The organism is Streptosporangium sp. NPDC050148, assembly GCF_055586505.1.
The window spans coordinates 266,956-292,414 of the sequence record NZ_JBVJIA010000005.1; the positions used below are offsets into that span (position 1 = coordinate 266,956).

General features: G+C 73.3%; 27 protein-coding genes. 21 read left to right on the forward strand and 6 right to left on the reverse strand.

The window, feature by feature from the left end; translation table 11 throughout:
* The first annotated feature begins 24 nt into the window (after positions 1–24).
* The 4 genes from leuC to ACZ6RT_RS07600 all read left to right on the forward strand — a co-directional run bounded on the left by leuC (position 25) and on the right by ACZ6RT_RS07600 (position 2,696).
* A complete protein-coding gene (gene leuC, locus ACZ6RT_RS07585; RefSeq protein WP_399186464.1) occupies positions 25–1,401 on the forward strand; it encodes a 3-isopropylmalate dehydratase large subunit in 1,377 nt (458 codons plus the stop codon).
* 11 nt (positions 1,402–1,412) lie between these two features.
* Complete coding sequence (gene leuD / locus ACZ6RT_RS07590; protein WP_470152578.1) at positions 1,413–2,000, forward strand: 3-isopropylmalate dehydratase small subunit; 588 nt, start codon at positions 1,413–1,415, stop codon at positions 1,998–2,000.
* The gene (locus ACZ6RT_RS07595) at positions 1,979–2,233 is read left to right on the forward strand and encodes an SCO5555 family protein (RefSeq protein WP_399186462.1); all 255 of its coding nucleotides are present in this window, start codon (positions 1,979–1,981) and stop codon (positions 2,231–2,233) included. Before leuD ends, ACZ6RT_RS07595 begins: the two co-directional genes overlap by 22 nt.
* A 163-nt stretch (positions 2,234–2,396) precedes the next feature.
* On the forward strand, positions 2,397–2,696 hold the full coding sequence (locus ACZ6RT_RS07600; RefSeq protein WP_344894205.1) for an HU family DNA-binding protein: 300 nt from the start codon (positions 2,397–2,399) through the stop codon (positions 2,694–2,696).
* Positions 2,697–2,873: 177 nt separating this feature from the next.
* On the opposite strand, the gene ACZ6RT_RS07605 is transcribed toward ACZ6RT_RS07600, so the two are convergent.
* Both ACZ6RT_RS07605 and cofC read right to left on the reverse strand, forming a co-directional pair.
* Positions 2,874–3,095, reverse strand: a complete 222-nt coding sequence (locus ACZ6RT_RS07605; protein ID WP_399186461.1) for a hypothetical protein — start codon at positions 3,093–3,095, stop codon at positions 2,874–2,876.
* A 9-nt stretch (positions 3,096–3,104) separates the two neighbouring features.
* Positions 3,105–3,764, reverse strand: coding sequence for a 2-phospho-L-lactate guanylyltransferase (gene cofC / locus ACZ6RT_RS07610; protein ID WP_470152579.1), 660 nt, complete (start codon positions 3,762–3,764; stop codon positions 3,105–3,107).
* A 91-nt stretch (positions 3,765–3,855) separates the two neighbouring features.
* On the opposite strand from cofC, the gene ACZ6RT_RS07615 reads away from it, so the two are divergent.
* The 3 genes from ACZ6RT_RS07615 (at position 3,856) to ACZ6RT_RS07625 (ending at position 7,004) form a co-directional block, all read left to right on the forward strand.
* The gene (locus tag ACZ6RT_RS07615; protein ID WP_399186459.1) at positions 3,856–4,569 is read left to right on the forward strand and encodes a lysophospholipid acyltransferase family protein; all 714 of its coding nucleotides are present in this window, start codon (positions 3,856–3,858) and stop codon (positions 4,567–4,569) included.
* Positions 4,570–4,589: 20 nt separating this feature from the next.
* Positions 4,590–5,600, forward strand: a complete 1,011-nt coding sequence (locus ACZ6RT_RS07620) for an NAD(P)H-dependent glycerol-3-phosphate dehydrogenase (RefSeq protein WP_399186458.1) — start codon at positions 4,590–4,592, stop codon at positions 5,598–5,600.
* Between the two features lie 294 nt (positions 5,601–5,894).
* Positions 5,895–7,004: a D-alanine--D-alanine ligase family protein gene (locus ACZ6RT_RS07625; RefSeq protein ID WP_399186457.1), complete on the forward strand. Its 1,110-nt coding sequence runs from the start codon at positions 5,895–5,897 to the stop codon at positions 7,002–7,004.
* A gap of 107 nt (positions 7,005–7,111) precedes the next feature.
* On the opposite strand, the gene ACZ6RT_RS07630 is transcribed toward ACZ6RT_RS07625, so the two are convergent.
* Positions 7,112–7,549 (reverse strand): DUF3515 family protein, encoded by a 438-nt coding sequence (locus ACZ6RT_RS07630; protein WP_399186456.1) that lies wholly within the window; start codon positions 7,547–7,549, stop codon positions 7,112–7,114.
* 15 nt (positions 7,550–7,564) lie between these two features.
* The gene (locus ACZ6RT_RS07635; RefSeq protein ID WP_399186669.1) at positions 7,565–7,798 is read right to left on the reverse strand and encodes an Lrp/AsnC family transcriptional regulator; all 234 of its coding nucleotides are present in this window, start codon (positions 7,796–7,798) and stop codon (positions 7,565–7,567) included.
* A 51-nt stretch (positions 7,799–7,849) separates the two neighbouring features.
* Here ACZ6RT_RS07635 and ACZ6RT_RS07640 point away from each other — a divergent pair, with 51 nt between their 5' ends.
* The 3 genes from ACZ6RT_RS07640 (at position 7,850) to thiD (ending at position 10,852) form a co-directional block, all read left to right on the forward strand.
* Positions 7,850–8,824 (forward strand): thiamine-phosphate kinase, encoded by a 975-nt coding sequence (locus ACZ6RT_RS07640; protein WP_470152580.1) that lies wholly within the window; start codon positions 7,850–7,852, stop codon positions 8,822–8,824.
* A gap of 98 nt (positions 8,825–8,922) precedes the next feature.
* Complete coding sequence (locus ACZ6RT_RS07645) at positions 8,923–10,014, forward strand: hypothetical protein (RefSeq protein WP_470152581.1); 1,092 nt, start codon at positions 8,923–8,925, stop codon at positions 10,012–10,014.
* A gap of 37 nt (positions 10,015–10,051) precedes the next feature.
* On the forward strand, positions 10,052–10,852 hold the full coding sequence (gene thiD, locus ACZ6RT_RS07650) for a bifunctional hydroxymethylpyrimidine kinase/phosphomethylpyrimidine kinase (RefSeq protein WP_399186454.1): 801 nt from the start codon (positions 10,052–10,054) through the stop codon (positions 10,850–10,852).
* A gap of 219 nt (positions 10,853–11,071) precedes the next feature.
* On the opposite strand, the gene rpmB is transcribed toward thiD, so the two are convergent.
* Complete coding sequence (gene rpmB / locus ACZ6RT_RS07655) at positions 11,072–11,257, reverse strand: 50S ribosomal protein L28 (protein WP_012894387.1); 186 nt, start codon at positions 11,255–11,257, stop codon at positions 11,072–11,074.
* 287 nt (positions 11,258–11,544) lie between these two features.
* Here rpmB and ACZ6RT_RS07660 point away from each other — a divergent pair, with 287 nt between their 5' ends.
* The 10 genes from ACZ6RT_RS07660 (at position 11,545) to ACZ6RT_RS07705 (ending at position 20,569) form a co-directional block, all read left to right on the forward strand.
* Positions 11,545–13,191 carry a DAK2 domain-containing protein gene (locus ACZ6RT_RS07660; RefSeq protein ID WP_470152582.1) on the forward strand — a complete coding sequence of 549 codons (1,647 nt, stop codon included), beginning with the start codon at positions 11,545–11,547 and terminating at the stop codon, positions 13,189–13,191.
* A gap of 46 nt (positions 13,192–13,237) precedes the next feature.
* Positions 13,238–15,409 (forward strand): ATP-dependent DNA helicase RecG, encoded by a 2,172-nt coding sequence (gene recG, locus ACZ6RT_RS07665; protein WP_399186452.1) that lies wholly within the window; start codon positions 13,238–13,240, stop codon positions 15,407–15,409.
* Between the two features lie 594 nt (positions 15,410–16,003).
* Positions 16,004–16,642, forward strand: a complete 639-nt coding sequence (locus ACZ6RT_RS07670) for an RsmD family RNA methyltransferase (protein ID WP_470152583.1) — start codon at positions 16,004–16,006, stop codon at positions 16,640–16,642.
* A 15-nt stretch (positions 16,643–16,657) separates the two neighbouring features.
* Positions 16,658–17,134 (forward strand): pantetheine-phosphate adenylyltransferase, encoded by a 477-nt coding sequence (gene coaD / locus ACZ6RT_RS07675; protein WP_344894246.1) that lies wholly within the window; start codon positions 16,658–16,660, stop codon positions 17,132–17,134.
* Between the two features lie 66 nt (positions 17,135–17,200).
* Entirely contained in the window at positions 17,201–17,755 is a 555-nt protein-coding gene (locus ACZ6RT_RS07680) for a YceD family protein (RefSeq protein WP_470152584.1), read from the forward strand.
* Between the two features lies 1 nt (position 17,756).
* Positions 17,757–17,936 carry a 50S ribosomal protein L32 gene (gene rpmF / locus ACZ6RT_RS07685; RefSeq protein WP_012894381.1) on the forward strand — a complete coding sequence of 60 codons (180 nt, stop codon included), beginning with the start codon at positions 17,757–17,759 and terminating at the stop codon, positions 17,934–17,936.
* A gap of 228 nt (positions 17,937–18,164) precedes the next feature.
* On the forward strand, positions 18,165–18,896 hold the full coding sequence (gene rnc / locus ACZ6RT_RS07690; RefSeq protein ID WP_344894252.1) for a ribonuclease III: 732 nt from the start codon (positions 18,165–18,167) through the stop codon (positions 18,894–18,896).
* A gap of 22 nt (positions 18,897–18,918) precedes the next feature.
* Entirely contained in the window at positions 18,919–19,785 is an 867-nt protein-coding gene (gene mutM, locus ACZ6RT_RS07695; protein WP_470152585.1) for a bifunctional DNA-formamidopyrimidine glycosylase/DNA-(apurinic or apyrimidinic site) lyase, read from the forward strand.
* Positions 19,786–19,838: 53 nt separating this feature from the next.
* Entirely contained in the window at positions 19,839–20,183 is a 345-nt protein-coding gene (locus ACZ6RT_RS07700) for an acylphosphatase (protein ID WP_399186667.1), read from the forward strand.
* 191 nt (positions 20,184–20,374) lie between these two features.
* Positions 20,375–20,569, forward strand: a complete 195-nt coding sequence (locus tag ACZ6RT_RS07705; RefSeq protein ID WP_344894261.1) for a hypothetical protein — start codon at positions 20,375–20,377, stop codon at positions 20,567–20,569.
* Positions 20,570–20,651: 82 nt separating this feature from the next.
* Here the strand turns inward: ACZ6RT_RS07705 and ACZ6RT_RS07710 are convergent, their stop codons facing one another.
* Entirely contained in the window at positions 20,652–21,356 is a 705-nt protein-coding gene (locus ACZ6RT_RS07710) for an alpha/beta hydrolase-fold protein (RefSeq protein WP_399186448.1), read from the reverse strand.
* Between the two features lie 402 nt (positions 21,357–21,758).
* Between ACZ6RT_RS07710 and smc the strand changes: the two genes are divergently transcribed.
* Positions 21,759–25,442: a chromosome segregation protein SMC gene (smc, locus tag ACZ6RT_RS07715; RefSeq protein WP_470152586.1), complete on the forward strand. Its 3,684-nt coding sequence runs from the start codon at positions 21,759–21,761 to the stop codon at positions 25,440–25,442.
* Positions 25,443–25,459: the final 17 nt, after the last annotated feature.

The window sequence follows — 25,459 nt, forward strand, 5'->3', positions numbered from 1 at the left end:
GACAGCCGATCGCAAGGAGGCGACATGGGCCGCACGCTCGCGGAGAAGGTCTGGGAGCAGCACGTCGTTCGACGTGCGGAAGGAGAACCCGACCTGCTCTACATCGACCTGCACCTCGTCCACGAGGTGACCAGCCCGCAGGCGTTCGACGGCCTGCGGATGGCCGGCCGGCCCGTCAGGCGGCCCGACCTCACGATCGCCACCGAGGACCACAACGTCCCGACCGTACGCGGTCCCATCAGCGACCCCGTCTCCCGGGTGCAGGTGGAGACGCTGCGCAAGAACTGCGCGGAGTTCGGCGTCCGGCTGCACCCCATGGGCGACGCAGGCCAGGGCGTGGTGCACATCATCGGCCCGCAGTTCGGCCTGACCCAGCCCGGCATGACGATCGTGTGTGGCGATTCTCACACCTCCACCCACGGCGCCTTCGGCGGCATCGCGTTCGGCATCGGCACCTCCGAGGTGGAGCACGTGCTGGCCACCCAGACGCTGCCGGCCTACCGGCCCAGGACGATGGCCATCGAGGTCTCCGGCCGGCTGCCCGCCGGCGTCACCGCCAAGGACCTCATCCTGGCGATCATCGCCAGGATCGGCACCGGCGGCGGCCAGGGCTACATCGTGGAGTACCGCGGCGAGGCGATCCGCGCGCTCTCCATGGAGGGCCGGATGACCGTCTGCAACATGTCCATCGAGGCCGGTGCCCGCGCCGGCCTGATCGCCCCGGACGAGACCACCTTCGCCTACCTCAAGGGGCGCCCGCACGCGCCCGCGGGCGCCGACTGGGACGCCGCGGTCGAGTACTGGAGGTCGCTGGTCACCGACGAGGACGCCGTCTTCGACACCGTCGTGGAGATCGACGCCACGACGTTGACCCCGTTCGTCACCTGGGGCACCAACCCCGGCCAGGGCGCGCCCCTGGGGACGGCCGTGCCGAGGCCCGAGGACACCGACGACCCGGCCGCGGCCACGCGGGCCCTGGAGTACATGGGCCTGACCGCGGGCACCCCGCTCCGCGACGTCGCGGTGGACACGGTCTTCGTGGGCTCGTGCACCAACGGCCGGCTGGAGGACCTGCGGGCCGTGGCCGACGTGCTGCGCGGGCGGCAGGTCGTGACCCGCACGCTGATCGTGCCCGGCTCGATGCTGGTCAAGCTCCAGGCCGAGCAGGAGGGGCTGCACGAGGTCTTCAAGGCCGCCGGTGCCGAGTGGCGCGAGGCCGGCTGCTCCATGTGCCTGGGCATGAACCCCGACACCCTCGCCCCCGGCGAGCGCAGCGCCTCGACCTCCAACCGCAACTTCGAGGGCCGCCAGGGCAAGGGCGGCCGTACCCACCTCGTGTCCCCGCAGGTCGCCGCGGCGACCGCCGTCACCGGCCGGCTCACCGCCCCCGCCGACCTGTAAGGAGCCCTCCGATGGAAGCGTTCGTCACCCACACCGGCCGGGCCGTGCCGCTGCGCCGCAGCAACGTGGACACCGACCAGATCATCCCCGCCGTCTGGCTCAAGCAGGTCAGCCGGACCGGGTTCGAGAAGGGCCTGTTCTCCGCCTGGCGCGAGGACCCGGACTTCGTCCTGAACGACCCCGCCCACCAGGGCGCCACGATCCTGCTCGCCGGGCCCGACTTCGGCACCGGCTCCTCCCGCGAGCACGCGGTCTGGGCCCTGCAGCAGTACGGCTTCCGCGTCGTGATCGCGGCCAGGTTCGGGGACATCTTCCGTAATAACTCCACCAAGATGGGCCTGCTCCCGGTCGTCCTGCCGGGGCCGGTCGTCGAGGACCTGCAGTCCGCGGTGGAGGCCGACCCCACCCTGGAGATCACCGTCGACCTGACGGAACGCCAGGTCAGGTGGGGCGCCGGGACGGTCGCGTTCGAGATCGACGACTACACGCGCTGGCGGCTGATGGAGGGCCTGGACGACATCGGGCTGACCCTGCGCAACGCCGACGCCATAGGCGCATACGAGAATGGTCGGCAGCCATGGCTGCCGACGACCGTCTGACGGGTCCACAGGACGAGCTGGCGTGGCGGTTGCGCGAGGCGCACCGCCACGTCAGGTCCCTGCCCGTGCCCGCGAAGGAGCGCGAGCGCCTCGCGCGGCGCCTGCTGACCATCTGCGACCTGTCCAAGCGGGACGTCGAACACGCCGCGGCGCGTCTTGATTCGTTCCTTCTCAGTATTGATGTCCGGGTTTCAGATACGCCAAGCACTGGAAACATTGCGGAAGGTGATTGAGTCATACGGCTCCGTCCCCTAATTTCAAGCGGGCAGGGGGTTTCTCATCGTGATCGTCGATGAGAGATCTGTGATGAGACCCCTCGCCGTGACAAATCGGGTGAGACGGGTTTTCTGCCTCATGACCCACTCCCGGACATCGGTAAGCAGGGGGAGCAACCTTATGAACAAGAAGGAACTCGTCGACGCCATAGCGGATCGGGTGGGCGACAAGAGAACGGCCACCGAGGCCGTGAACGCGGTGCTCGACGCCATCCAGACCGCCGTCGCCAGTGGCGACAAGGTATCGATCACGGGGTTCGGCGCGTTCGAAATGGTGCACAAGCCGGCCCGTACCGCCCGTAACCCTTCGACGGGTGCCGAGATCAGGGTCGCCGAGAGCTGGGGGCCCAAATTCCGGCCGGGCTCGGACTTCAAGGAGCTCGTCAACAGCGGGGGCAAGAAGGCCTCGAAGAAGAAGTAGAGCTCCGTGCGGACGCCCGGTCTCCCGAGGTGGGGGCCGGGCTTCCGGCTTTTCCGCGGGCGCGCGGCCGGCCGGTCCCCGGCGCTTTCCCGGGCCGCCCGCCGGGATTTTCCCGGCCGCCGGGGTTTTCCCGGACCGTCCGTCCGGGCTTTCCCCGGCCGTCCCGAGCGGGAACGGCTACTCGGGCACTCCCGGGACCCCGGGAACCGGGAAGGTCGACAGGGTGATGAAGGAGACGGCCTCGCCGTCCATGACGATGTTCACCCGCTGGCCGGACCGCAGCAGCCGCAGCGGCCCGGCGTCGAACGCCGCCGCCCCGAACGGGACCTCGCTGCCGTCGTCGAGGAAGACCGACCCCGACCGGGTCGCCGGATCGAACTCGCGCACCGTCGCCTGCACGCGCCCAGCCTAACCCTCCGCGCCCCCGGCGGCCGAGATCCTCCCGGCCACGGCCAGCGTGCGGGGGCCGACGCCCAGGACCAGCGCCCGGCGAAGGTCGTCCGGGGTGTCCACGTCGTGGCGGACCGACTCCACGCCCTGCACCGAGAGCTCGGCGGCACCGCGCCGCAGGTGACGCGCGCGCGACTCGCCCCCGAACCCCGGTGTGAACGGCACGCCCGCGCGCACCCCGTAGAAGGTCGTGCCGACCTCGGCGCCGTCGGGCAGGAACGCCTGGTCGAACGCGGACGCGGCGGCCAGCACGCGGGCCAGCTCGGCCGGGCGCAGGGCGGGCAGGTCGGCCTGGAGGGCGCCGACGGCACCGCCGGGCTCCAGCCGCACCGCCTCGGCCGCGCCGTGCCGCAGGGCGGCGTTCAGGCCCGCCCCGGGGTCGCCGACCACGTGGGCGCCGACCCCGGCGAGCGCCTCGGCCGGCACCGGGTCCCCCGTCACCACGACCACCCGCGCGACGAGCGCGCAGCGCAGCGCGGCCTCCACGGTGTCGCAGGCGATCGCCACGGCCAGCGCGGCCCGGTGCGGGCCCGCCGCGGCCGCCAGGCGGGTCTTGGCGGCGATCAGCGTCTTGACCGGGACGACGAGCGTCCAGGCGGGGTTCTCCGGAGCAGGCATGACGCCAAGCATCCCGCCTCGCCCTCACCGATGGTGAACGGGGAGGGTTACCATGCCACGGGACGCCCGCCCCGTCGCCGTGGAGGTGCCCATGAGACGCCCCGGATGGCCCTCCCCGTTCTGGGTCGCCTTCGCCGTGGTGATCGTCAAGCCGATCTCGTGGCTCCTGATCCGCAAGGACTGGCGCCGCGGCGACCGGCTGCCCCGCGAGGGCGGCATCATCATGGTCACCAACCACCTGTCCTGGCTGGACCCCATCCTGATCGCGCACTTCCTGTACAACCACGGCCGCTGGCCGGTGATCCTCGCCAAGTCCGGGCTGTTCTCGGTACCGGTCATCGGCCACCTGGTGAGGGCGATGCAGGCCATCCCGGTCTACCGGGGCAGCGTGGACGCGGCCCGCTCGCTGGAGGAGTCGCGGCGGCGGCTCGCAGCCGGGGCGTGCGTGATGTTCTACCCCGAGGGCACCTGCACCCGGGACCCGGACTTCTGGCCCATGGAGGGCAAGACCGGAGCCGCCCGGCTGGCGCTGGCCACCGGCGCCACCGTGATCCCCGTCGCCCACTGGGGCGTCCAGGAGATCCTGCCGTACGGCGCCAGAAGGCCCCGGCTGCTGCCCCGCAGGACCTTCAGCGTGCAGACGGGACCGCCGGTGGACCTGTCGAGGTACGCGGGACAGCCGCCCAGCGCGGAGGTGCTGCGCGCGGCGACCGCCGACATCATGGCGGCCATCACGGCCCAGCTGGCCGAACTCCGGGGCGAGAAGCCCCCTCCCGCGCCGATGGCGCGTCCTGCGGGCCACTGACTTCGGCGTACGGTGTTGAAATGACCAAGGCGGCTGTATTCGGCACGGGCTCGTGGGGAACCACCTTCGGCATGATCCTCGCCCAGGCGGGCACCCGGACGATGATCTGGGGCCGCAGGGCGGAGGTCGTCGAGGCGATCGACCTGCGCCACGAGAACCCCGACTACCTGCCGGGCGCGGTGCTGCCCGAGACGCTGCGCGCCACCACCGACCCCGCCGAGGCCCTCGACGGCGCCGACTTCGTGGTGCTCGCCGTGCCCTCCCAGACCCTGCGGGGGAACCTGCTCGGCTGGAAGCCGCACCTGCCGCCGGAGGCGGTGCTGGTCAGCCTGATGAAGGGCATCGAGCTGGGCACCACCAAGCGGATGAGCGAGGTGATCTGCGAGGTCGCCGAGGTGCCCCAGGAACGGGTCGCCGTGGTCTCCGGGCCCAACCTGGCCGGGGAGATCGTCCGGGGGCAGCCGGCCGCGACCGTGGTCGCCTGCACCGACGAGCGGGCGATGGAACGCCTCCAGGAGGCGTGCCACGTGCCGCCCTGGTTCCGTCCCTACACCAACGCGGACGTCGTGGGGGTCGAGCTCGGCGGCGCCGTGAAGAACGTGATCGCCCTGGCGGTCGGCGTCTCGGTGGGGATGGGGCTCGGCGACAACGTCGGGGCGATGCTGATGACCCGCGGGCTGGCCGAGATCTCCCGGCTGGGCGCGGCGCTCGGCGCCGACCCGCACACGTTCGCGGGCCTGGCGGGCATGGGGGACCTGGTCGCCACCTGCATGTCCCCGCTGTCGCGCAACCGCACCTTCGGCGAGAACCTCGGGCGGGGCATGACCCTGACCGAGGTCGTCGCCGCCACCCGGCAGACCGCCGAGGGGGTGAAGTCCTGCGAGTCCGTGCTCGAACTGGCCAGGAAGCACGACGTGGAGATGCCGATCACCGAGGTGGTGGTGGCCGTCGTCCACGACGCGATGCCCCCGAGCGAGGCCGCGGTGCTCCTGATGTCGCGGACGCCCAAGCCGGAACGCTACGGGGTGTGAGCGGGACGGCGGAACGGGTAGGCCCGGTTTCGTCACGCACGGGATTCCCCGGTCCCGTCGCGGGCGGGGCCCCGCGCGGGACCGCGGGCCCTTCCGCCGGGGATCCGCCCGCGGGCGGCGAACCTCCCCGACGGGCGGGGATCCCTTTTCAGGACGCGTGTTCCCCGATGTGCCCAAGGCCGCCGAGGACCCCGGCGTGGACACGGCCAAGAGGGCGGGCTCCCTACCCGCATCGAGTAGATAGGCGCGTCTAACAGCTGGATTGCCCCCTAACAGGGGGTACATTCGGTCATCATGAGCGAGCAGCACGAACCCCTGCCGAGGGTGGCCGTCCTCTTCGGCGGCCGCAATTCCGAGCACGCCGTCTCCATCATGGGAGCGGGAAGCGTGCTGGAGGTCATCGACCGGTCCAGGTACGAGGTCGTCCCCATCGGGATCGCGCGGGACGGCCGGTGGGTGCTCGCCTCGGGGGAGCAGCGCTACGCGATCGAGGGCGGCGAGCTGCCCGTGGTGGACGCGCAGAGCGCGACGCTGGCCCTGACCTCGGGCGGCGGCTCACTGGTGGCCTACGACCCCGGCAGCATCCCCGTCGAGCTCGGTCACGTCGACGTCGTCTTCCCCGTGATGCACGGGCCCTTCGCCGAGGACGGCACGATCCAGGGACTGCTGGAGATGGCCGGGGTCCGCTACGTCGGCTCCGGGGTGCTGGCCAGCTCGGTCGGCATGGACAAGGCGTACATGAAGACGATCCTCGCCGCCGCGGGCCTGCCCGTGGGCCCGTACGTGGCGATCCGCGACCGCGACTGGCGGACCGAGCGCGAGCGGGTGCTCAAGGAGGTCCAGGAGCTCGGCTGGCCGGTCTTCGTCAAGCCCGCCCGCGCCGGGTCCAGCCAGGGCATCTCCAAGGCGGCCGACCTGGGGGAGCTGGAGCGGGCCATCGAGTTCGCCCGCGAGCACGACCCCAAGGTGCTGGTGGAGGCGGCCGTCGTCGGCCGCGAGATCGAGTGCGCGGTGCTGGAGTCACCGGGCGACGAGGCCCCCCGGGCCAGCCTGCCCGGTGAGGTGCTGGTCCACGGCGACCACGAGTTCTTCGACTTCGAGGCCAAGTACATCGGGAACGACATGTCGCTCTCGGTGCCCGCGGACGTCCCGCAGGAGACGGCCGAGGAGCTGCGGGCGATGGCCGTGCGCGCCTTCGAGGCGCTGGGCTGCGAGGGCCTGTCGCGGGTCGACTTCTTCTACACCCCCGACGGACGGCTGATCGTCAACGAGATCAACACCATGCCGGGCTTCACCGCGATGTCGGTCGCGCCGCAGCTGTGGGCCGCCACCGGGGTGCCGTACGCCGAGCTGGTCGACCGGCTGATCCGGCTCGCGCTGGCCCGCCCGGCCGGACTGCGCTAGACCGGCTCACAGAGGCCGGACGGCCTCTGTGAGCCGGGCGGACGGATCCTGTGCGCCGCGCGGGAGGACGCTCCGGCGGGACGCGCGTCAGGGCACGTCAGGGCACGTCAGGGCAGGGCCGCCTTGATCGGTGCCGCGAGGTCGATGAGCACGTTCTGCGGGGTGTGCTCCCGCGCGATCGTCACCTCGACGTAGGCCTGCCTGCCGATCGCGGTGAAGAGCGCCGGCCTGGCCGGGTCGGCGTACCAGGCCACCCCGTCGAGCTCGGGCACCTGGTCGGTGGCCGACATCGTCACCGGGCGCGGCACCCCGCAGCGCAGCGCGATGCGGCCCTGCCCCCACACCGCGACGTACGGGGAGACGGGGTCGGACTCCGCGCGTTCCTCCCCGTCGAGCACGCGCGGGAGCCGCTCGGCCAGCGACCGGCACCCCGCGACGGCGGGACCCTCGGGAACGGGCGGTTCGATCCGGACGGCACCGCCGCACCCGGCCAGCATCAGCAGGGCGCAGACGTACCCGGCCCGGCGGGCGAACCGGCGTGCCATCGCGGATGTCTCCGATCAGATGTGGACGATCGGGCACGTGAGGGTACGCGTGATGCCCTCGACGCCCTGGATCTGCGCCACCACGAGCTTGCCCAGCTCGTCGACGTTGTTCGCCTCCGCCCGCACGATCACGTCGTACGGACCGGTGACGTCCTCGGCCTGGGTGACCCCGGAGATGCCGGAGATCTCCCGAGCCACGCTCGCGGCCTTGCCGACCTCGGTCTGAATAAGGATGTAGGCCTGCACCATCACGACCTCCCGGGCGATTGGATCAGTGCCGAAGGGCCACCGTACCCTGTGATGAACGGGAGGTGTGTCATCACAGTAGGAGATCTCGGCGAATTCGGGGTTGTTGCACGTATTGCCGGACGCCTGTCCCAGGGCGGGACGGTACTTCTGGGCCCCGGGGACGACGCCGCGGTGGTGAGCGCTCCCGACGGGCGGGTCGTCGTCACGACGGACCTGTTGCTCGAGGGTAGGCACTTCCGCCGCGATTGGTCCAGTGGCTACGACATCGGCCGCAAGGCCGCGGCGCAGAACCTGTCCGACGTGGTGGCCATGGGGGCCGACCCCACCGGCATCGTGGTCGGCCTGGGGCTGCCCGCGGACGCGGCCGTCGGGTGGCTGGACGACCTCACCGACGGCTTCCGCGACGAGTGCGACCTGGTCGGCGCCGGCGTGGCGGGGGGCGACATCACCCGCTCCGAACTCGTCGTGGTCGCCGTCACCGCCCTGGGGGACCTGGGCGGGCGGGCACCGGTCACCCGCTCGGGGGCCCGGCCGGGGGACGTGGTCGCGATCACGGGCCGCCTCGGGTACGCCGCGGCCGGGCTGGCCCTGCTCGGCGCGGGCCCGCCCGAGCTGATCGAGCCGTCCGAGCTGATCGAGCTGATCGATGCCCACCGCCGCCCGGAACCCCCCTACGCGCGCGGCCCGCAGGCCGCCGCGCTCGGCGCCACCGCCATGCTCGACGTCAGCGACGGGCTGCTCCAGGACCTCGGTCACGTGGCCGCCGCCTCCGGGATCGCGCTGCTGCTCGACCCCGGGGCGTTCACCGTCCCCGCGGTGATGCGCGAGGCCGCCCGGCTGACCGGTACCGACCCGCTGGAGTGGGTGCTCTCCGGCGGGGACGACCACGCGCTCGCCGCGACCTTCCCGGCCGGGGTGCGCCTGCCCGAGGGGTGGACCGTGGTGGGCCGGGCCGCCGAGGGGACGGGAGTGCAGGTCAGCGGCATGTTCCTGGCCCGCGGCGGGTGGGACCACTTTCGGGAGTGACGTTCCTCACCTGTTGTGATGTTTGTGAAAATTGCGACAAACGGTTACCGAACTGGTATGAAGATGGGCGGTCGTGATTCCTCCGAGAAAGGGGCTGTATGGGCCGCCACGGTGCGAACGGGGAAGAGACATCCCCGGACCGGGGTAACCGCGGGCCGGAGTCCCCTCCGGAGCAGGACCGCCCGGACGAGCCGGTCGGGCGCAGGCTCCGCCCCGAGGAGTCCGTCGTCACCGAGCCCCGGACGGGTTTCCTGGGATCGGGCTGGACCTCCGAGTCCGAGCCGTCCGGCTCGGCAGACCCCTGGCCCGAGGACGGGAAGAGGTCCGGCGGACGGGTCGGGAAGACGCTGCTCGCCGTCGCCGCGGTGGCCGTGCTGCTCGGCGGGACCGTGGCCGGGGTCCGCGGGCTGACCGGTTCGGAGAAGCCCGCCGGCTGCCCGGCCACCGGATGCGTCACGGCGGCGTCGAACCGGCCCGTCCCGGCCGAGGAGACCACCGATCCCGGCGAGCTCGGCGACGGCACCGACGGCACCGGTGACATCGGGGACGCCGCGCCGTCCGAGGAGCCCTCGGAGGCGGGCGACGAGGCCACCGCCGCCCCGACCCCGGCCGTCACCCGCAGGGGTGGCGGGGTCACCGCGGCCCCCCGGCCCACCGCGACGCGCAGGGCCACCCGCGCTCCCCGGACCGACGAGGACGGGTCCCGCACCCGCAGGCCGTCGTCCACCGGCGAGCCCGACCCCAGGGTCACCACCGCCGAACCGCTGGTCAACGAGGCCCCCAGCCAGGAGCCCACCGGGGTGCCCACGCAGGTGCCGAGCACCACCGCGCCCGCCCCGGACCCGGTCCCCAGCTCCGACGGGGCCGTGGAGCGGCCCGCGCCGCTCGCGGGGGGCGCCGCGATCACGGTCGGCGCCGACCTGATGGACGAGGAGGCCCGCACCTACACCGTCCGGCTCGTGGTCGCCGCCGACGCGAACGTCGGCGACCTCACGGTGAGCGTGCCGGTCAGCGGCCGGGTCTCCGCGCTGGAGGGCGCCGAGTGGCGGCAGGTCGGCGACGACCTGGTGATCGAGTCGCCGGCCGGCCTGGAGGCCGGAGAGCCGCTCGTGGTCACCTTCACCGCGCGGGGGGACGCGGAGATCCCGCGGACCTGCCGGAGCGACCAGGGGGAGTGCTCCGTCGACTGAGCCGGTGCCCTCGGAACCGAACTGGTTGGATGGGGACATGACCGATTCGACTCCCCCTCGCGTCCTGACCGTCGCCGGTTCCGACTCCGGAGGCGGCGCGGGCATCCAGGCCGACCTGAAGACCATGCTGGCCCTCGGGGTGCACGGCATGAGCGTGATCGCCGCCGTGACCGCCCAGAACTCGCTGGGCGTGCAGGGCTACTGGGAGCTCCCCGCCGAGGCGGTCCGGGCCCAGCTCGACTCGGTGCTCGGCGACATCGGCGCCCAGGCGGTCAAGACCGGCATGCTCGCCTCGCCCGTGCTGGTGGAGACGGTCGCCGGGGTGCTGGCGGGGCTGGACGTTCCCGTGGTGGTCGACCCGGTCGGGGTCTCCAAGCACGGCGATCCGCTCCTGGCCCCCGAGGCCGTGGAGACGATGAGGTCGCGGCTGCTGCCCGTCGCCACCGTGGTCACCCCCAACCTGTGGGAGGTGCTCCAGCTCACCGGCGTGAAGGTCGAGGACGAGTCCGACCTGCGCCGTGCCGCCGACGCCGTGCTGGAGCTCGGCCCGGCGTGGGCGCTGGTCAAGGGCGGTCACCTGCCGGGCGCCCCGGTGGACCTGCTGACCGACGGGAGGCGGGAGTTCCGCTTCACCGCCGAACGCCACGACAACCGGCACACCCACGGCACCGGCTGCACCCTGGCCTCGGCGATCGCCTCCCACCTGGCCCTGGGCGAGGACGTGCCCGGTGCCGTGGAGAAGGCCAAGGCGTACGTCACCGGCGCGATCGCGCACGGGTTCCCCCTGGGGTCGGGCATCGGCCCGGTGGACCACGCCTGGCGGCTGCGCCCCGCCTGACGTCCCCGCGGGCCCGGAGCCCGGGTGAGGGGCTTCCGGGGCCCCGGACGTCGCGGCCCGCCCGCGGCCCGGTCCCCGCGGCCCGCCCGCGGCCCGGTCCCCGCGGCCCGGTCCCTGTGGCCCGGTCCCTGTGGCCCGCTCCGATCGCGGGCCCTCGGAGCGCCGGGAACGACGAAGCCCGCCGTCCCGATGCGGGACGGCGGGCTTCGTGAAGTCCGGCTAGCGGGTGACCTTGCCCGCCTTGATGCAGGAGGTGCAGACGTTCAGCCGCTTCGGCGTGCCGTTCACCACTGCGCGCACGGGCTGGATGTTCGGGTTCCAGCGGCGGCGGGTGCGGCGGTGCGAGTGGGAGACGTTGTTGCCGAAAGTCGGCTTCTTAGCGCAAACGTCGCAAACGGAAGCCACGGTTCGCTCCTTAGATCAGTCGAGAGGCTCGATCCGCCGCACTGCCGGGCGGTCATCGGGCATGCCGGGACGACCGGCTGGCCATACGAGAATATCCGATGTCCGGTCGTGCACGCGAACGCGAGCCGCCGTGAACGGCCGAACGGGGATAATCTCCGGAGGCAACCGTAGCGCATCGCAGGACGCGTCACCGCGGGTCGCGCCCGGCCGGCATCGACAGGCACCCGTCGGCACCTGCCGGGACGATCACGGGCCCGGGCGGTCCGCCCGGGATCAGGAGGTCAGGAGTGCTGCAGGTTCTCGACCCGTCCGCGGTCCGCAGGTGGTCGCGGCTGGCCGCGGAGACGCTGGGCAGGGGACGCGAGGAGATCGACGCCCTCAACGTCTTCCCGGTGCCCGACGGCGACACCGGCACCAACCTGCACCTGACCATGCTCTCGGCGGCGGAGGCGCTCGACGGGCTGCCCGGCGACGCGGACGCGGCCCTGACCTGGCAGACGCTCGCGCAGGGGGCGCTGCTCGGCGCCCGGGGCAACTCCGGGGTGATCGTCAGCCAGGCGCTGCGCGGCCTCGCCGAGGTGCTCGGAAAGGCCCGGGGGGACGGCCTCGATCTCGGACGCGGCCTGGTCAGGGCCGCCGAGCTGGCCCGCGCCGCGGTGTCCAGGCCGGTCGAGGGCACGATCCTGAGCGTCCTGACGGCCGTGGCAGCGGCGGTACGCGGCGCTCCCGCGGACACCGGGCGTCCCTGCCCCGACCTGGCCTCGGTCGCGCGGAGCGCGGCACGGGAGGCGCGCTCCGCGCTGCGCCGTACCCCGGAGCAGCTGGAGGTCCTGGCCCGCAGCGGGGTGGTCGACGCCGGGGCCGCCGGGCTGACGGTCATCCTGGAGAGCCTCGCCGCCGTCGTCACCGACTCCTACACCGGGCGGGTGGACATCCCGGCCCGGCGCCCCGTCCCGCCCGCGCGCGGGGAGCGGCGGGAGGCCGGGGAGACCGGCGAGGGACCCGGCAGGGCCGGGAGGGCCGGTGATGCCGGCCACTTCGGCTACGAGGTGATGTACCTGCTGGACGCCGGGGAGGCCGAGGTCGCGGCGCTGCGCGCGGAGCTCGACGCGCTCGGCGACTCGCTCGTGGTCGTGGGCGGCGACGGGCTGTGGAACGTGCACGTCCACGTCGACGACGCGGGCGCCGCGATCGAGGCGGCCCTGCGGCTGGGACGGCCCCACCGGATCACGGTGACGTACCTGTCCGGCCACGGCAGGACCCATCCGGTCACCGGGGGCCGGGGCGTGGTGGCGGTGGCCGCCGGGCCCGGCCTGGCCGCGGTGTTCGAGGAGGCGGGGGCCGTGGTCGTACGCCGCGAGCCCGGTTCGACCCCGTCGCTGGCGGCGGTGCTGGCCGCGATCAGGAAGGCCGGGTCGCAGGTCGTGGTCCTGCCCAACGACAGCGGGGTCCGCGAGGTCGCGATGGCCGCCGCGGAGATCGCCAGGGAGGAGGGGCTGACGGTCGGGGTGATCCCGACCAGGGCCTCGGTGCAGGGGCTGTCGGCGCTGGCCGTGCACGATCCGCTGCGCAGGTTCGACGACGACGTGGTGGCCATGACCGAGGCCGCCGCGCACACCCGCCACGGGCACGTCTGGGCGGCCGACCGCGAGGTGATGACCAGCGCGGGCCTGGTCGTCCCCGGCGACGTCCTGGGGGTGGTCGACGGGGAGGCCGCGGTGATCGGCGCGGATCTGACCGGCACCGCCCTGGAGGTGGTCCGCCGGCTGGTGTCCTCGGGCAGCGAGCTGGTCACCCTCCTGGAGGGCGCCGGCGCCTGCGGGGAGCCGGCCCGCGCGGTGGAGGAGTACCTGGCCGCGGCCAGGCCGGACGTCGAGGTGGTGCGCTACGAGGGCGGGCAGGGCGGCTATCCGCTGCTCATCGGGGTGGAGTGAGCCGGGCGAGGTGAATTCTGTCGCCGCGGCACGGTAGAAAACTCGGGTGACGAGCTTCGACGAGCCGCTGGCGAAGGCGCTGGACCCCAGGACGGCCAAGCTGCTGGAGAGCGTTCTCGACCTGCGCACCGTCGGCGACCTGCTGCGGCACTACCCGCGCCGCTACGCCGAGCGGGGCGAGCTGACCGACCTCGACGACCTGCAGGTCGACGAGCACGTCACCGTGGTGGGCGAGGTCACCAGGGCCATGCGCAGGCCGATGCGGAACAAGAGCGGCACCTGGCTGGAGGTCGAGGTGGCCGACGCCCGCGGCAGCAAGATCTACCTGTCGTTCTTCGGCAAGACCTCGCACATCGCCGAGACGCGGCTGCGGCCGGGCAGGCGGGGCATGTTCGCCGGCAAGGTCGGCGCCTTCGGCCAGGGCGACAAGCGCAAGTGGCAGCTGTCCCACCCCGAGTTCGAGATGATCGAGGAGAACGAGACCGGGGCCGAGGAGTTCGCCTCCGCGCTGGTGCCGATCTACCCGGCGGGCAAGGACGTGACGCCCTGGGCGATCCGCAGGGCGCTGGGGGTCGTCCTCGACACCCTGGGCGAGCTGGACGATCCGCTCCCGGCCGCCCTGCGGGCCCGGCACCGGCTGCCCGGCCTGTCGGACGCGCTGCTGGCGATCCACCGGCCCCGCGACCACGCCGACGTGAGCAGGGCGCGCAAGCGGCTCAGGTTCGACGAGGCGTTCCTGCTCCAGGCGGTGCTGCTGCAGCGCAAGATGGCGGCGGCCGCCTGGCCCGCCACGCCCCGGCCCGCGATCGAGGGCGGGCTGCTCGCCGAGTTCGACGGGCGGCTGCCGTTCGAGCTCACCGAGGGCCAGCGCGAGGTGGGCGAGGAGATCGCCGCCGACCTGGCCCTGCCGCACCCCATGCACCGGCTGCTCCAGGGCGAGGTGGGCGCGGGCAAGACCGTGGTGGCGCTGCGGGCGATGCTCCAGGTGGTCGACGCCGGGGGACAGGCCGTGCTGCTGGCCCCCACCGAGGTGCTCGCCCAGCAGCACCACCGGTCGATCTCGGCCATGCTCGGCGACCTGGCGGGAGGCGGCATGTTCGGCGGCACCGCGGTCGCCCTGCTGACCGGCTCGCTGGGCGCCGCGGCCCGCCGCTCGGCCATGCTCGACGCCGCCTCGGGCACGGCCGGCATCGTCGTCGGCACCCACGCCGTGCTGCAGGAGCGCGTCCAGTTCGCCGACCTCGGCCTGGTCGTGGTGGACGAGCAGCACCGGTTCGGCGTGGAGCAGCGCGACGCCCTGCGGGAGAAGGCCGGGGGCGGGCGGCCGCACGTGCTGGTCATGACGGCCACGCCCATCCCGCGCACGGTCGCCATGACGGTCTTCGGCGACCTCACCGTCTCCACGCTCTCCCAGCTGCCCTCGGGGCGCGCCCCGATCACCACGCACGTGGTCCCCGCGGCGGAGAAGCCGCACTTCCTCGACCGGGCCTGGACGCGGCTGCGCGAGGAGATCGGGCTGGGCCGCCAGGCGTACGTGGTCTGCCCGCGCATCGGCGACCTGGAGGGCGACGAGGGCGACATGTCCAAGGCCGACGACGAGCGCAGGCCGCCGCTGGCGGTGCTGGAGGTGGCCGAGACCCTGTCGGCGGGCCCGCTGGAGGGGCTGCGCGTCGAGGCGCTGCACGGCAAGCTCCCGCCGGAGGACAAGGACGCGGTGATGAGGGCCTTCACCCGGGGGGAGATCGACGTCCTGGTGGCTACCACCGTCATCGAGGTCGGCGTCGACGTCCCGAACTCCTCGGTCATGGTCATCATGGACGCCGACCGGTTCGGCGTGTCCCAGCTCCACCAGCTCCGCGGCCGGGTCGGGCGGGGCGGGCTGCCCGGCCTGTGCCTGCTGGTGACCGACGCGCCGGGCGGCACCCCCGCCCGTGCGCGGCTGGACGCGGTGGCCTCCACCCTGGACGGCTTCGAGCTGTCCCGTGTGGACCTGGAACAGCGCAGGGAGGGTGATGTGCTCGGTGTGGCCCAGTCGGGGCGCAGATCGTCGCTGAAGATGCTGGAGCTGCTGCGCGACGAGGACGTCATCCACGCCGCGCGCCTGGACGCCGAGGCCATGCTGGAGGCGGACCCGGAGCTTGCGGGCCATCCGGTGCTCCGCGCCGAGATCGACAGGCTCCTCGCGGACGAGCGCGCCGAGTACCTGGAGAAGGCCTGAGGCCCGCCCCGGCGTCTCGGGCGTCTTCGGTGTTCCGGGCGCCTCGGGTGTCCGGGACGTCTCGCGGGTGCCGCGCCGTCCCGCGGGGTCGTCTCGGGTGTCCGGGCGCCTGGTGCGTTCGCGGGGTCCCGCGTGTCCGCGCCGTCTCGCGGGGTCCCGGGTGTCCGGGGCGTCCGGCGCCTCCGGGGGGTCTCGCGCCCGCTCCGGGCCGAAGGGCCCAACTGCGGGGACGGCCTCCCCCCGAATGCCGTCCCCGCCTGGGCCCACTCCCGGGTCAGGTGCCGAGAGCACCGGCGTGCGGAAGGGCTCACGATCACGCCGGTCGGCCTCCCCCTGGGTCACTTGGAGGCCGCAGGAAACATCATGCAAGGGACGGGCACCGGACGGAACGACCCTTGCGCTTTCGTCGCCACTCCTTGCCCACTCTTGACCTAGATCACCTGCCAGGACCCTTTTGACCTGCGGTTATGTGATGCGTCGCGACACGCCGGGCTGCGTGCGCGCCGCCCGGGGCACCCGTCGCGGGCCGGGCGGGCGGCGTCCGGGGCCCGGATCGGCGGGGCGGGGCGCGCGGCGCGCTGAGAGGATGACGGGGTGAGCCGAGTCATCGCGGGAAGCGCAGGGGGGCGGCGGCTGGCCGTCCCGCCGGGGCGGGGGACCCGCCCCACGAGCGACCGGGCCAGGGAGGGGATCTTCTCCACGGTGGGGTCGCTGATCGGGCCGCTGGAGGGCTGCGCGGTGCTCGACCTGTACGCGGGCTCGGGAGCGCTCGGGCTGGAGGCGCTCTCCCGGGGGGCCGATCACGTGGTGCTCGTGGAGTCCGACCCCCGGGCGGTGCGCACGATCAGGCAGAACGTCGCGTCACTGGGCCTGGACGGGGCGCGGGTCGTCGCCGACCGGGTGGAGCGCCTGCTGGCCAGGGGGGCCGGGACGGGGCAGGATCCCGGCGCACCGGGGAACGCACGGGGCGACGCCGAGGGCGGTCCGGGGGGCACCGTGCGCGCGTACGACCTCGTCCTCGCCGATCCGCCGTACGCGCTGGGGGAGCAGGAGGTGCGGACGGTGCTGGAGCTGCTGCGCGACCGGGGCTGGCTGGCGCCGGACGCGCTGGTCGCGGTGGAGCGGGAGAGCCGGGGCGGCGACCTCGTCTGGCCGGAGGGGTACGAACAGGAGAGGGTCCGTCGTTATGGCGAAGCGTCCGTTTGGTACGGTCGCGCCTCCGGGAATCCTTAGAGCAGGGGGTCCACCTTGCGTCGCGTTGTCTGTCCGGGATCGTTCGATCCCGTCACGAACGGTCATCTGGACATCATCGGCCGGGCCTCCCGGCAGTACGACGAAGTCGTCGTGGCGGTGCTGATCAACATCGAGAAGAAGAGCCTCTTCACGGTGGAGGAGCGCATCCAGACGCTCCAGACGGTCACCAAGGAGTACGGGAACGTCCGCGTGGACAAGTTCCACGGCCTGCTGGTCGACTACTGCAGGCAGCAGGAGATCCCCGCCATCGTCAAGGGCCTGCGCGCGGTCAGCGACTTCGACTACGAGCTCCAGATGGCCCAGCTCAACTACCGGATGTCGGGGGTGGAGACCCTGTTCATGGCCACCGGTCCCGAGGTCTCCTTCCTGTCCTCCAGCCGCATCAAGGAGATCGTCAAGTACGGCGGCAGCGTGGCCGGGCTCGTCCCGGACCTCGTGCAGGAACTTCTGGTCGAACGGCTCAGGGGCTAGGCACTGGTATTCTCTTGTTTCGGCCTTGCACGACGGCGGTGATGCGCCATGCCTAATGAGAGTGAAATGAACCAGCGCAACCTTGACCCCCGAGCCCCATGGGTGATCTCGACCCATGACCTGGGGCGGCGGCCAGGGTCGATGCGCCGGATGAGTCTCGTTCTCCCGGCACCGGCGGACATCGGCGTCGACATGATCGGCGTCCCCAAGGACGCCGACGTCGAGATGGACATCCGGCTTGAGGCGGTCATGGAGGGTGTGCTCGTCACGGGCACTGCGCGGTCCCCGCTGCGGGGGGAGTGCGCACGCTGCCTGGAACCGGTCACCTCGCACACCGAGGTGGAGTTCCAGGAGCTGTTCTTCTACTCGGCAGAGGATGCTGCCGAGGGTGACTCGCTTCTCGACGGTGAACTTCTCGATCTCGAACCCGCGTTTCGCGACGCGGTCGTGCTCACGCTTCCGCTGAGCCCGGTCTGCAGTGAGGACTGCGCCGGGCTCTGTGTGGAGTGCGGGGTCAGGCTGGCGGACGCCGAGCCCGACCACGGCCACGAAGTCATCGACGCCCGCTGGGCCAAGCTGCAGGGCCTGGTTCCGGAACATAACAACGATCAGGAGAGCTGACGTGGCTGTCCCAAAGCGCAAGATGTCGCGGAGCAACACTCGCTCCCGCAGGTCGCAGTGGAAGGCCGCCGCGGTTTCGCTCGTGAGCTGCCCCCAGTGCCGCTCGCCGAAGCGTCCGCACGTGGCATGCCCGACCTGCGGCACGTACAACCGCCGTCAGGTGATCGAGCCCTCCGCCTGATCGCACTCTGACCGACGGCCGCCGGCCGGGCCCCCAGGGGTCCCGGCCGGCGTCACCGTCCTCACCCCTGCGATGGCGGTCCGCCCGCGGCTGTGGTGGACGCCGGGGTTCGCGGTAGAACGCGTACCTACTTTCCCGGCGCCCACCACGTCTTCGGGGTCTTCGGGCACTTTCTCCTTCATTGCTTCGCCATCGCGCATTCGATGACAGAACGTGCGAGGAGAAGTCATGGCCACGAGCGTCAAACCGGTCGCCGTCGAGTCCGTCAAGGACGAGCTGGAGCGCCTGCTGGCGGTCCATCTGGACGTCGCCATCCTGGAGCGGGCGCTGACGCACCGCTCCTACGCGTACGAGAACGGTGGCCTGCCCACCAACGAGCGCCTGGAGTTCCTGGGCGACTCGGTGCTGGGCCTGGTCGTCACCGACACCCTCTACCGCAACCACCCCGACCTGCCCGAGGGGCAGCTGGCCAAGCTCAGGGCCGCGGTGGTCAACATGCGCGCCCTGGCCGACGTGGCCCGCTCGCTGGGCCTGGGCCGTTTCCTGCGCCTGGGCCGGGGCGAGGAGGGCACCGGGGGCCGCGACAAGTCCTCGATCCTGGCCGACACCCTCGAGGCGCTGATCGGCGCGATCTACGTGAACAGGGGCCTGGAGGAGGCGTTCCGCGTCGTCCACCTGCTCTTCGACCCGCTCATCACCCGTTCGGCCTCGCTCGGCGCCGGGCTCGACTGGAAGACCTCGCTGCAGGAGCTCACCGCCTCGGAGTCGCTCGGCGTGCCCGAGTACCACGTCGAGGAGAGCGGGCCCGACCACGCCAAGTCCTTCACCGCGGTCGTGCGGGTGGGCGGGGAGGCATACGGCGCGGGGTCGGGGCGTTCGAAGAAGGAGGCGGAGCAGCAGGCCGCCGAAGCGGCCTGGAACCGGATCCGCCAGGACCGGGAACGACGCGACGTCGGCTGATCCACCGCCGGAGGAGGGGCGCATGCCCGAGCTGCCCGAGGTCGAGGTGGTCCGCCGCGGCCTGGAGCGATGGGTCTCCGGGCGGGTGATCGCCCACGCCGAGGTGCTCCACCCCAGGGCGATCAGGCGCCACCTTCCCGGTGCCGAGGAGTTCTCCTTCCGGCTCAAAGGCCGTACCGTCGGGGTCGCCGAGCGCCGCGGCAAGTACCTGTGGCTGCCCCTGGACGGGGCCGACGCGATCCTGGCGCACCTGGGGATGAGCGGCCAGCTCCTGGTCACCGAGCCCGGCTCGCCGCCGGAGAGGCACCTGCGCGTCCGGATCTCCTTCACCGACGGCGGCCCCGAGCTGCGCTTCGTCGACCAGCGGACCTTCGGCCACGTGCTGGTGACCCCGATGGCGCACGCGGGCGGCCGGGCGGTGCCCGAGCCGATCGCGCACATCGCGGCCGACCCGTTCGAGGAGCACTTCGACGACGAGGGGTTCGCCCGGCGGCTCCGGCTGCGGCAGACCGAGATCAAGCGGGCGCTGCTGGACCAGTCGCTGATCAGCGGGGTCGGCAACATCTACGCCGACGAGGCCCTGTGGCGGGCCAGGCTGCACGGTGCCCGCCCCACCGGGGCGCTGACCAGGCCGAAGATCGCCGAGCTGCTGGCGGCGGCCCGGCAGGTGATGACCGCCGCGCTCGCCGAGGGCGGCACCTCCTTCGACAGCCTGTACGTGAACGTCAACGGCGAGAGCGGCTACTTCGACCGGTCCCTGGCCGTCTACGGCAGGCGTGACCTGCCCTGTTCCCGGTGCGGCGCGCCGATCGTGCGCGAGGCGTTCATGAACCGCTCCTCCTACAGCTGTCCCCGCTGCCAGCCCCGGCCCGGAAGGGCCCTGCGGTGACGGCCACCGGAGCCGCCCGGGAGGTCGCCGGGACCGGGGCATCCGAGGCCGGTATGCCCGGTGCCAACGCCCATGAGGGCGACACGCCCGAAACCGACACGCCCGGGGCCGGCGCGGAGGGCACCCGGCGGGTGCGGCTCACGGCCTGGGTCCGGGGGCGCGTGCAGGGGGTGGGTTTCCGCTGGTGGACGCGGTCCCGCGCGCTGGAGCTCGGCCTGACCGGCTGGGCGCGCAACACCGCGGACGGCCGGGTCGAGGTGGTCGCCCAGGGGACGCGGCGGGCGTGCGAGGACCTGCTGGAGCTCCTGCGGGGCGGCGACACGCCCGGACGGGTGGACGTGGTGGTCGAGCGGTGGAGCGAGCCCAAAGGTAGTCCAGAGGGTTTCGTCGAACGCTGACCACTTCCCTAAACCACCCAAAATAAGATATATTTAGCCGTCGAGAGTGCCCATCGGTGCATCCATCCGGAGCGTTCAGCTTGACCGTCTCCCTCACCGGTGCGACTCTTGATAAAGAACCACGCGCACCCCTCCCGCGGCAAAGAAGTGCGCGAACCAGTCTGGTCACTCAGCGTGGAGGACCCTTTACTATGGCGAAGGCTCTACTCGGCCACGTCGGCGGTCCCGACCCTCGGATGGTCTCGGAAATGCGTCGTCTTCAGCAGCGCATCCGTGACCTGGAGGGAGAGCTCACCCGGCTCCAGGCCCAGAACGACGAACTCGCGGCAGGCAGTCGCGACGAGGAGTTCAACCGTCTGCAGGATCGCGAGCCGGCTCTCACCTAACGGGGGCCGGGGCGGAACACAGTCCAGGGACGCCTCGACGGGGCGTCCCTTGTCATATGACGACACATATACCTTGTTCAGGTCATGTGCGTTCTATATGCCGTGCCAGGAAGGTCAGCTGCTCGGGTAACACCCGGCGGCGGTAGGCCGTGTCCTGGCACCCGTCGGCGATCCCGCCCTCGGCCGTGGCGCCCAGGGCCTTGAGGGCCTTGAGCATGGTCTGGGTCTGCCGGGCCCACGGGTCGCGCTCGCCGCACCCCAGCCAGACCGGGATGTCCACCAGCTCGCGCAGCGGGGCCTGAGCCGCGCTCACCGCGGGCGACGCCGCCACGACCGCCCCCACCTGCTCGGGACCGAGCTCCGCGGCCAGCCTCAGCGCCCCGGCCCCTCCCGAGGACCACCCCATCAGGCCGATCTTCGCGGTGTCCATCCCGTTCGAGGTCAGATAGGGCAGCAGCGACCCCGGAATGTCGGCGGAGGGCCAGTCGTCGATCGAGGCGACCGCGAACCGGCCGCCGCCCGCGGCCAGGTAGCGGTGGACGGCGTAGACGCCGAACGGCGTGCGCGCGCTGCCCGCGGCCCCGTGCAGCATGACCACGACGGGAAGCCCGTCCTGCGCCCCCGGAGGCAACCCCACGATCACCCGCCGCCGGTCCACGCGGCTGCGCTGGATCGTTCCAGGCGACGTCACCGGGGGGCGGGGCAGCGCCCCGCAGACGATCTGTGCGTACGCGCCCCGGATGCCGTCCGGCCCGGCCGCCAGCGCGGCGGCGCCCAGGGCGAGCACGGTCAGCCCGCCCCCGGCCAGGAAGGCGCGCCGTCCCGGCCCCCGTGTCCCGTCCGCGGGTGAAGGGTCGCCGGACCCGCGGGGCCGGGAGCCCGCCGGTTCGCCCCCGGACGGCCCCGGCCTCGGTGGTCCCGGCCTCGGCGGGCACGGCCTCGACGGGTGCGACCTCGGCGGCTGTGACCTCGACGGGTGTGACGGAGCCTCGCTCTCACCGCGTTCCGCGTCCATGCAGGGCACCATAGGCGGTGCGCGGGCGGGCGGGGGTGAAGAACGGTAGTCTTCCCCGCGTGAACGGAGCCGCGGGCTGACGGGAAGGGACGCGCCCGTCGTCACCGGAGGGCGGCCGGGGGCAGGGGCGTGCCGCGCCGGGCGGCGCGGCCGGACCGGGGAGGGGATGCCGGGGTGTATCTGAAGACCCTCACCCTGCGCGGGTTCAAGTCCTTCGCCTCGGCCACCACGCTCCGGTTCGAACCGGGCATCACCGCGGTCGTCGGCCCCAACGGCTCGGGCAAGTCCAACGTGGTCGACGCCCTGGCCTGGGTGATGGGCGAGCACAGTGCCAAGTCGCTGCGCGGCGGCAAGATGGAGGACGTCATCTTCGCCGGCACCTCCTCGCGGGCGCCGCTGGGCCGGGCCGAGGTCACCCTGACCATCGACAACACCGACGGCATGCTCCCGATCGACTACACCGAGGTGACGATCAGCAGGCTGATGTTCCGGGCCGGCCAGAGCGAGTACGCGATCAACGGGGACACCTGCCGGCTGCTCGACATCCAGGAGCTGCTCTCCGACTCCGGCATCGGCCGCGAGATGCACGTCATCGTCGGCCAGGGCCAGCTCGACCAGGTGCTGCACGCCGGTCCCGAGGAGCGCAGGGCGTTCATCGAGGAGGCCGCAGGCGTCCTGAAGCACCGCAAGCGCAAGGAGAAGGCGCTGCGGAAGCTGGACGCGATGCAGGCCAACATGACCCGGGTGCAGGACCTCACCACCGAGCTGCGCCGCCAGCTCAAGCCGCTGGGACGCCAGGCCGAGATCGCCAGGAAGGCCGCGGTCATCCAGGCCGACCTGCGCGACGCCAGGCTCCGGCTGCTCGCCGACGACGTGCTCACCCTGCGCACCGCGCTGGAGCGGGAGATGGCCGACGAGGCCGCCGTGCTGGCCCGGCGCGCCGCGGTGGAGAGCGAGCTCGAACAGGGCCAGGTCGCCGAGGCCGAGCTGGAGGCCGCAGAGGCCCAGGCCCAGCCGCGCCTGGCCGCCGCCCAGGAGACGTTCTTCCGGCTGTCCTCCCTGCGCGAGCGCCTGCGGGGCCTGTCCACCCTCGCCGCCGAACGGCACCGCCACGCCTCCGACACCGCGGTGGAGCGGCGCGGGCGCGACCCGGAGGACCTGGAGCGCGAGGCCGAGGAGGTCCGCGAGCAGGAGCGCGTCCTGGCCGAGCTGCTCGCCCAGGAGCAGGAGTCGCTCGCCGAGGCCGTGGCCGGGCGCGCCGAGACCGAGGCGGCGCTCGCCGCGGAGGAGCGGCGGCTCGCCGCCGAGGCCAGGGCCATCGCCGACCGCCGCGAGGGCCTGGCCAGGCTCAGGGGACAGGCCGGGGCCGCGCGCAGCCGGGCCGCGGCGGCCGAGGAGGAGATCGGCAGGCTGCGCCGCGCGCTGGAGGAGGCCGAGCAGCGGGCCGAGGCGGCCCAGGCCGAGCACGACGGCCAGGAGAGCGCCGAGCCGGCCGCCGACCCCGCCCTCGCCGAGGAGCTGGAGATCGCCCTGGAGACGGTCGAGCAGGCCAGGGAGTCGGTCGAGGCGGCCAGGGCCGGGGTCGAGACGGCCCGGGCGGCGGTCGCGGGCCCGGACGCCGCGCTCGGAGCCGCCAGGGCCGCGCTGACCGCCGCCCGCGAGGCCGACCAGCGGGCACAGCGCCAGGTGGCCGCGCTGGAGGCCCGGTTCGAGGCGCTGGAGATGGGCCTGGCCCAGGGCGCCGACGGTGCCGCCGCGCTGCTCGCCGCCGACCTGGCCGGGATGCTCGGCCCGGTGGCCGCCAGGCTCTCGGTACGACCCGGCGCGGAGGTGGCCGTCGCCGCCGTGCTGGGGGCCGCGGCCGAGGCCGTCGCGGTCGAGTCGCTGCAGAGCGCCGCCGACGCGCTGGAGTTCCTCAGGAGCCGCGAGGCCGGCCGGGCCACGCTGGTCATCGCCTCGGGCGAGGCGGCGCCCCCGCGGGGCCCCGTGCCGCTCGACGGCGCCGAATGGGCCGCCGACCTGGTCACCGTCCCCGCCGAGCTGCGGGCCGCCACCGCCGCCCTGCTGGCCGACGTGCTCGTGGTGGACGATCTCGCGACCGCCGCGAAGACGGTGGAGCGGTTCCCCGGCCTGCGCGCCGTCACCCGGTCGGGCGACCTGCTGGGCGCCCACGCCGCCAGGGGAGGCTCGCCGGGCGGCACCTCCGCCCTGCAGATGCGGGCCGCGCTGGACGAGGCCGCCGCCGACCTGGCCGGGGCCCGGACCGCGGCCGGGCTCGCCGCGGCGGAGCTGGAGGAGGCCGCCGAGGTCGAGGCCGAGGCCCAGGCCGCGGTCGAGGCGGCCCGGGCGCGGGTCGCCGAGGCCCAGACCGGCGTGCAGAACGCCCAGGGCGGCCTGGACGCGGCGCAGGCCGCGCTGGACCGGCTGCGCACCAGGCAGCGCGAGGCCGACCAGCAGGTCGCCGCGGTGGCCAGGAGGCTCGCCCGGCTCGGCGCCGCCGCCAAGGCCGCCCGTGACGAGTGCGAGCGGCTGGCCGGGGGCGTACGGGCCGCGGAGGAGGCACGCGACCGGGACGCGGCGGGCCTCGCCGAGCTGGAGGAGCGGCTCGCCGCCGCCGTCGGGGCCGAGGAGCCCGAGACCGAACCGGCCACCGACCTGCGTGACGAGCTCGCCGGGATCTGCGCGACGGCCAGGCAGGAGGAGATGGAGGCCCGCCTCGCCGTACGGACCGCGGAGGAGCGGGTCCGCAGCATCGAGGGCAGGGCCGAGGAGCTGACGCGCGCCGCCGAGCGCGAGCGCGAGGAGCGGGCCAGGGCGGCCGAGCGCCGCGAGCGCCGCCGCGAGCAGGCCCGCACCGCCCAGGCGGTCGTCCGGGGGGCCGAGCTGACGTTGCGCGCCCTGGAGGCCTCGCTGGTGGCCGCGGCCGCCGAGCGCGACGAGGCGGAGCTGGCGCGCGGACAGATCGACGCCTCGCTCAAGGCCGTCCGGGTCCGCGTGCGCGAGCTCTCCGGCGAGCTGGACAAGCTGGTCAACCGGGCGCACGGCAGCGAGATGGCCCGCACCGAGCAGCGCCTGCGGCTGGAGCAGCTCCAGACGCGGTCGGTGGAGGAGTACGGGGTCGAGCCCGACACCCTCATCGCCGAGTACGGCCCGGCCGAGCCGGTCCCGGTGGACGACGGCGATCCCGTCCCCTACGACCGCGACGAGCAGCTCAAGCGGGCCAAGGCGGCCGATCGCCAGATGGCCCAGCTCGGAAAGGTCAACCCGCTCGCGCTGGAGGAGTTCGCGGCCCTGGAGGAGCGCCACTCCTTCCTGACCTCGCAGCTGGAGGACCTCAAGAAGACCCGCCGCGATCTGCTGCTGGTGGTCAAGGAGGTCGACGAGCGGGTCGAGCAGGTCTTCGGGGCGGCCTTCGCCGACGTGGCCCGTGAGTTCGAGACGATCTTCACGCGGGTGTTCCCCGGCGGGGAGGGCAGGCTGCTGCTCACCGATCCGGAGGACATGCTGACCACCGGCGTCGAGGTCGAGGCCCGCCCGCCCGGCAAGAAGGTCAAGCGGCTCTCGCTGCTGTCGGGCGGTGAGCGGTCGCTGACCGCGGTGGCGTTCCTGGTGTCCATCTTCAAGGCGCGGCCCTCGCCGTTCTACGTGATGGACGAGGTGGAGGCCGCGCTGGACGACACCAACACCCAGCGCCTGCTGACGCTCTTCGAGGAGCTGCGGCAGACCTCGCAGATCATCATCATCACCCACCAGAAGCGCACGATGGAGATCGCCGACGCGCTGTACGGCGTGTCGATGCGCGGGGACGGCGTCACCCAGGTGATCAGCCAGCGCCTGCGGGAGCACGAGCCCGCCTGAACGCGCCGGGGCCGCCC